Source organism: Streptomyces sp. NPDC055140 (assembly GCF_053607285.1).
This window is the reverse complement of record NZ_JBSGTG010000019.1, coordinates 218,213-224,414: the sequence shown is the minus strand read 5'-3', so window position 1 is coordinate 224,414 and position 6,202 is coordinate 218,213. Positions and strand designations below refer to the sequence as shown.

Annotated in this window: 6 protein-coding genes and 1 pseudogene; 5 read left to right on the top strand and 2 right to left on the bottom strand. The window is 70.2% G+C overall.

Annotated elements, in window-relative coordinates:
• Both ACWFR4_RS31670 and ACWFR4_RS31665 read right to left on the bottom strand, forming a co-directional pair.
• Positions 1–300, bottom strand: a pseudogene (locus ACWFR4_RS31670) (ABC transporter permease); the annotation flags it as partial.
• Positions 297–1,238, bottom strand: coding sequence for an ABC transporter ATP-binding protein (locus tag ACWFR4_RS31665; protein ID WP_453655597.1), 942 nt, complete (start codon positions 1,236–1,238; stop codon positions 297–299). The gene ACWFR4_RS31665 and the pseudogene ACWFR4_RS31670, both read right to left, overlap by 4 nt.
• A 204-nt stretch (positions 1,239–1,442) precedes the next feature.
• On the opposite strand from ACWFR4_RS31665, the gene ACWFR4_RS31660 reads away from it, so the two are divergent.
• From ACWFR4_RS31660 to ACWFR4_RS31640, 5 genes are all read left to right on the top strand, one after another.
• Positions 1,443–1,628, top strand: a complete 186-nt coding sequence (locus tag ACWFR4_RS31660; protein ID WP_453655596.1) for a hypothetical protein — start codon at positions 1,443–1,445, stop codon at positions 1,626–1,628.
• Positions 1,629–1,727: 99 nt separating this feature from the next.
• A complete protein-coding gene (locus tag ACWFR4_RS31655; protein WP_453655595.1) occupies positions 1,728–1,967 on the top strand; it encodes a DUF5302 domain-containing protein in 240 nt (79 codons plus the stop codon).
• 82 nt (positions 1,968–2,049) lie between these two features.
• On the top strand, positions 2,050–3,660 hold the full coding sequence (locus ACWFR4_RS31650) for an APC family permease (protein ID WP_453655594.1): 1,611 nt from the start codon (positions 2,050–2,052) through the stop codon (positions 3,658–3,660).
• 341 nt (positions 3,661–4,001) lie between these two features.
• The gene (locus ACWFR4_RS31645; RefSeq protein ID WP_453655602.1) at positions 4,002–5,687 is read left to right on the top strand and encodes an MFS transporter; all 1,686 of its coding nucleotides are present in this window, start codon (positions 4,002–4,004) and stop codon (positions 5,685–5,687) included.
• Positions 5,684–6,202, top strand: coding sequence for a MarR family winged helix-turn-helix transcriptional regulator (locus ACWFR4_RS31640; protein ID WP_453469253.1), 519 nt, complete (start codon positions 5,684–5,686; stop codon positions 6,200–6,202). Before ACWFR4_RS31645 ends, ACWFR4_RS31640 begins: the two co-directional genes overlap by 4 nt.

Sequence of the window (6,202 nt, the reverse complement as noted above, 5' to 3'; positions counted from 1 at the left end):
GGTCAGGAGCGGGAGCGCCCAGGTGCCCGAGAAACCGAGCACCACCAGTGATCCGGCCCATCCCGTGGCGTGCATCCAGCGACCGAAGAGCGTGTCGACGGGGAGCGAACTCTGCTGACTCACCGCGGCGACGAAGAGCGCCGGCGCGATCCAGCAGGCGAGGACCAGCAGCCGGATCCGCCACTGCGAGACCAGCTTGACCAGCTCGAAACGGTAGCCGCGCGCCACCGAGACACGGGGGGCGGCAGCGGCGACGGGGGCGGCAGCGGCGGCGGGGCCGGCGGCGACGGTTGCGGTCATCTGCTGTTCTCCTGCTGCTCGGTGAGGGCGAGAAACGCCGCTTCGAGCGGCGACACCACGGGCGAGAGCTCGCGCAACGCGATGTCCGCGTGCACGAGCCGCACCACCAGTTCGTCGAGGGCGGGCACCAGCGCGCGCACGACGAGCGCCTCGGTGTCGTGCCGTCCCACGGCGTCGTCGACGACGCGGATCCCGGAGGTGTCGGCCGCAAGGCGGCGCGCGGCCTGCGGGTCGGAGGTCAACAGCCGGTAGTCGAGCTCGCTGTTCTCGGCGGCCAGTTTGCTCAGCGGGCCGGAGAAGGCGATCCGTCCGGTGGCGAGGATGGTGACCTCCGAGCACAGCGCCTCGACGTCGTCCATGCGGTGGCTCGACAGCACGACGCCGGTGCCCTGCGTCGCGAGCCTGGCCAGGACGCCGTGTACGTGCTTCTTTCCAGCCGGGTCGAGGCCGTTGGACGGTTCGTCGAGCACGAGCAGCCGGGGCTTGGTGAGCAGGGCCGCGGCGAGCCCGAGCCGCTGGCGCATGCCGAGGGAGAAGCCGCGGGTGCGGTCGTCGGCGACATCGGTGAGCCCGACCTGCCCGAGCACGTCGTCGATCCCCGACGCCTGTGCGCCGAGGCCCCGCAGGGAGGCCAGCGCGGCCAGGTTCTGCCTGGCGGTGAGTGAGGGGTAGAGACCGGGACCGTCCACGAAGCCGGCGACACCCTCGGGCGCGGCGAGCGCCCGCCCGACGGGCGTACCCAGGATGTCCAGTCGGCCGTCGTCGGCGACGGCCAGCCCCAGCAGCAGGCCGAGCAGCGTCGTCTTCCCGGCGCCGTTCGGTCCGACCAGGCCGTGGATCTGCCCCTGCGCCACATCCAGATCGATGCCGTCGAGCGCGACGACGTCGCCGAAACACTTGGTGATCCCGCGAGCCCGTATTGCCAGGCGTTCGTCCATGAGTGCCTTCCTTGGAAGCCTCCGAGGACCCTAGGGACGGCACACGACGCAAGCGGGGACGGATGCTGGACGTTCGGGGAACGGGAGACGACCGGAATCCGTCATGCCGATGCCCGGCCGGCAACGGTCGATATGTCGAACAACCCGTTTTCCAGAGGGAGTTGACGCGAGATCATCCAGAGCCTGCGCCACACGTCCGCCCCGGTGGACCTGACCCCGTCGGGGATCCGCGCCGACCCGGCCGGAGCGGTGGCGCTGCTGCGGACCGCGTCCTGGCGCGTCGACACGGCGGCCGCGACGACAGCCGAGCAGGCCGCCTCGCTCAGCCGCTCCGACCTCTACTGGACCGCCTTCATCACAGCCCTCGAAGCAGTCGTCGTATCAACATGACCGTCCACTGGTGACCACCGGCGCCACCGGGCGCAGGCGCACAAGTGCTGACGAGCATGACAAGCTGTCCTTCCCATTGCCCGAACCCAGGAGGTCACCATGGCTGCAGAGTCTGCATCGCAGGAAGGTTCGGAGCCGACCGAGGCCGCGAACGAAGGCCTGGCGCCCGACGCCGACGGCCAGTACGACCTGAAGCGCAAGTTCCGCGAGGCGCTGGACCGCAAGCGTGGCATGCAGGCGGACGCCGCCGGCGGCTCCGCGAAGACCGGTTCGAAGATCCGCGGTGCGCACGGTCCGGCGTCGAGCCAGAAGTCGTTCCGACGCAAGAGCGGCGGCTGATCACGGCAGCGCTCCGTCGAAGCTGACGCGCCGCATGGCACGCTGAGCCCCCTGGGTCTGTGATCGTCTCGGAGGTTGCCACGTGGCGCAGCATCAGCCGGCGGGGACGGTGGGTGACGCGGAAGCCCACGCCGAGGAGAACCGGCTCCGCAAGGACCTCGGTTTCTGGGGCCTGACCGCGATCGGCTTCTCCAACATCCTCGGCTCGGGCTGGTTGTTCGCCGCCCTGTACGCCGCCCAGACCGCCGGCCCCGCCGCACTGCTGTCATGGATCGCGGCCGGCGCGCTCTGCGCACTGGTGGCCCTGGTCATGGTCGAACTCGGTGCCACCAGGCCGGAGGGCGGCGGCACCGTCCGGTGGCCGCTGTACGCGAGCGGCCGGCTGGTCGGCACGGTCGTCGGCTGGTCCGTCCTGCTCTCCGTGGGCGGCACCGCCGCCGAGATCAGCGCGATCATGCAGTACGCCGCCCACTACGTCCCCGGGCTCTACGAAGGTGGCAAGCTCACCGCGTCGGGCCTGGGCGTAGCCTCCGCGCTCAGCGTGCTGCTCACCGCGCTGAACTGGTTCGCGGTACGGATGTTCGCCCGCCTGAACAACCTGGTGTCGGTGTTCAAGGTCGTCGTCCCGGTGGTCACCATCGTCGCGCTCTTCCTGTCCGGCACCCACTCGGGCCGCCTCACCGAGCACGGCGGCTTCGCCCCTTACGGCTTCGCCGCCTGCCTGACCGCGCTCGCCGGCGGCGGCATCGTGTACTCCGTGAACGGTTTCCAGGCCCCCCTGGACTTCTCCGGCGAGGCCCGCAACCCCCGCCGCAACGTACCCGCGGCCGTGCTCACCGGCATCGCCCTCGCGGTGCTGGTCTACCTCGGGCTCCAACTCGCGTTCCTGTACACGGTGCCGGACTCGCTCCTCACGCACGGCTGGCAGGGCGTGAACTTCGATTCGCCGTTCGGCCAGCTCGCCCTCGTACTCAACCTGCACTGGCTGGCCACGCTGCTCTACGCCGACGCGGTGGTCTCCCCGGGCGGTTCGGCCTACGTGGGCGTCGCCATCGACGCCCGCCACACGTACGCCCTCGCGAAGAACGGTCTGGTGCCCCGGTTCTTCATGCGCATCGACCCCCGCTCCGGCATCGCGCGCCGGGCCCTGGTCCTCAACCTCGTCGTCATCATCCTGTTCATGCTGCCGTTCGGCGGCTGGCAGGACATCGTGAGCGTGATGGGGGACATGTACCTCCTGATCTACGCCGCCTCGGCGGTCGCCGTAGCGTCCTTCCGGGCGCACGACCGCGAGCGCGGAGTGCCCCTCGCGGACGGTCAGGTGCCGGGCGTGCGCTGGATCGCGCCGGTCAGCTTCGCCGTGTCCACCGAGTTCATCTACTGGTCCGGCTGGGAACACCTGCGGCTCGCCCTGCCCCTGGTCCTGGCCGGTGTCCCGCTGTACCTGCTGCAACAGGGCCGGACGGCGGGTCGGCCCGTACGCGAGGAACTGCGTCAGGGGGCCTGGATCGTCTTCCATCTGGCGGCGCTGACCCTGCTGTCATGGCTCGGCACGTTCGGCGGCTCCGGGCGTCTGCCGGCCCCGTACGACACCGTCGTGGTCGGCGTCCTGGCTCTCGCGGTCTTCGTATGGGCGGTGCGCTCGGGCGCAGCCCATCTCCGTACGGATCCGTCAGCCGAGCGGGCGTTCTAGAGGTGTGAGGGTCAGGCGCCTCGCGATCAACTCCGCACCGGCGCCGGGCTGTTCCGGTCCTCGGTCGATTGCTCCGGGGGCAGCGAGCGGAGAGCCGCAGCCATGACGTAAACCCATCGGGCGGCCTGTCTGACCAGGTCAGGTGCCATGGCCACATCCGGGTGCCGGGAGTAGATTGGTTGATGTCAAGCAACTAACTCCGGCGGGAGTGATGCCCTGTGGCAAGGACAACCGCTGAGTCGACCGCCGCACGTCCGGGTGGTCTCCGTGAGCCAGGACCGCGTTACAAGTGGATCGCGCTCTCCAACACCACGCTGGGCGTGCTGATCGCGACGATCAATATGTCGATCATGCTCATCGCGTTGCCGGACATCTTCCGGGGGATCGGCGTGGACCCGCTGCAGCCCGGCAACACGAGCCTGCTGCTGTGGCTGATCATGAGCTACATGGTGGTCACCGCCGTGCTGGTGGTCAGCTTCGGCCGCCTCGGTGACATGTACGGCAGGGTCCGGATGTACAACATGGGGTTCGCGGTGTTCACCGTGTTCTCGGTGCTGTTGTCGGTGACCTGGATGCACGGCACGGCGGGCGCCCTGTGGCTGATCGGCATGCGGGTCCTGCAAGGCGTCGGCGGGGCGATGTTGATGGCGAACTCCAACGCCATCCTCACCGACGCCTTCCCCGCCCGTCAGCGCGGCCTCGCACTGGGGCTGAACCAGGTGGCCGGCATCACCGGATCCTTCATCGGCCTCGTCCTCGGCGGACTGCTCGGGCCCCTCAACTGGCATCTGGTGTTCCTGGTGTCCGTGCCGTTCGGCCTGTTCGGCACCGTGTGGGCCTATCTGAAGCTGCACGACACGGGCGTACGCGCGGGTGCCCGGCTGGACTGGTGGGGCAACCTCACCTTCGCCGTGGGCCTGATCGCCGTACTGGCCGGCATCACCTACGGCATCCAGCCCTACGGCGGCGACATCATGGGCTGGGCCAACCCATGGGTGATCGCCGCGATCGCCGGCGGCATGGCGATGCTGGCCGCCTTCTGCGTGGTGGAGACCAGGGTCCCCGAGCCGATGTTCCACCTGTCGCTGTTCAGGATCCGGGCGTTCACCGCGGGGAACGTGGCCAGCCTGCTGGCGGCGCTCGGGCGCGGCGGCCTGATGTTCATCCTGATCATCTGGCTCCAGGGCATCTGGCTGCCCCGCCACGGCTACGGCTTCGAGCAGACCCCACTGTGGGCCGGCATCTACATGCTCCCGCTGACGGTCGGGTTCCTGGTCGCGGGGCCCTTCTCCGGCTGGGCTTCGGACCGGTTCGGGGCCAGGGCCTTCGCCACCGGAGGCATGCTGCTGGCCGCCGCCACCTTTCTGGCCCTCCAGGCGCTGCCGGTCGACTTCAACTACCCGGCGTTCGCCCTCGTCCTGCTGTTGAACGGGCTCGGCATGGGCCTTTTCGCGGCACCCAACCGGGCGGCCATCATGAACAGCCTGCCGCCCGACCAGCGTGGCGTGGGCGCCGGGATCAGCACCACGTTCCAGAACTCGGCCACGGTGCTCTCCATCGGCATCTTCTTCTCCCTGATGATCGCGGGCCTGTCCAGCGCCCTCCCTGCCGCCCTCAACCACGGCCTGACCGCGCAGGGGGTACCCGCCGCCGACGCCGCCAAGGTCGCCGCCCTCCCGCCGGTCGGCGTGCTGTTCGCCTCGCTCCTCGGCTACAACCCGATCCAGACCCTGCTCGGCCCGCACGTCCTCGCTCAACTGCCTCCGGGCCACGCCCACTACCTCACCGGGCGCGGCTTCTTCCCGGAGCTGATCTCCCAGCCGTTCGCCGACGGCCTGACCGTGGCCTTCGACTTCGCGATCGCCGCGTGCGTCGTCGCCGCCATCGCTTCGATGCTGCGCGGCGGCCGCTACATCCACGACGAACGGATCCTGCCCCGGCCCGCCCCGCTTCTGGCCCCCGCCCCGCCCGCACAGACGCCCTCGCCCCCGGCAGCCCCGCCGAGGCCCCGATCCGAGGGGCCATGATGACCTCCCCCTTCGACTCTGACGTCGTCGACTCTGATCCCTTCGACTCCGAGCAGTCGGCGGAGCTCGCCGAACGACTCCGTGCCGCTATCCAGCAGCTCCTCCCCGAACTGCGCGCCCAAGGCATGCAGAGCCAGCTCACCCCCAGCCGGCTGGCCGCGCTGGCGGCGCTCTCCGCTCACGGGCCGCTGCGCATCAGCGACCTCGCCACACGCATGGGCATCGCCCTGTCCACCGTCTCCCGCATGGTGGATCTGCTCGACGGCTTCGGATGGATCGAGCGCGAGGCGGACCCGAAGGACCAACGGGCCACCTTGATCGCGCTCAACGACACGGGCCAGGCGCTTCTTGACTCCACGCGCCGCCAGGCAGCCACCCGCCTCGCCGAGCGGATCGACCAGCTCACCGTCGACCACCAGCACGCCCTGCACGACGCCCTGCCTGCGCTGGAGGCCCTCTCCGCGCAGCGCCCCGCCGAACCGCCGGGCGAACCGCCGGGGACCGGCCGACGCTAG